A 316-nucleotide genomic window follows, 5' to 3' on the forward strand; every position below is an offset into this window, starting at 1 on the left:
GATTCATGACTGGGGTGAAGTCGTAACAAGGTAGCCGTAGGGGAACCTGCGGCTGGATCACCTCCTTAATCGACGACATCAGCCTGCTGATGAGCTCCCACACGAATTGCTTGATTCATGGTTGAAGGCGATCAAGACCCTGTGTGGGTCCAGTGTTGTTCCTGATCAAACTCAGAAATGAGCATTCGTATCGAATGTTGATTTCTGGCTTTTGTCAGATCGTTCTTTAAAAATTCGGATATGTGATAGATATAGACTGATGACCAGTTTCACTGCTGGTTAATCAGGCTAAGGTAAAATTTGTGAGTTCTGCTCG

Annotated in this window: 1 rRNA gene; it reads left to right on the plus strand. The window is 45.3% G+C overall.

Features of this window, described 5'->3' with window-relative positions:
- Positions 1-68 (plus strand): 16S ribosomal RNA (locus CAY82_RS25540); the annotation flags it as partial.
- Between the last annotated feature and the right edge of the window lie 248 nt (positions 69-316).

It is taken from the genome of Pseudomonas sp. SID14000 (assembly GCF_002165135.1).
Lineage (GTDB): Bacteria > Pseudomonadota > Gammaproteobacteria > Pseudomonadales > Pseudomonadaceae > Aquipseudomonas.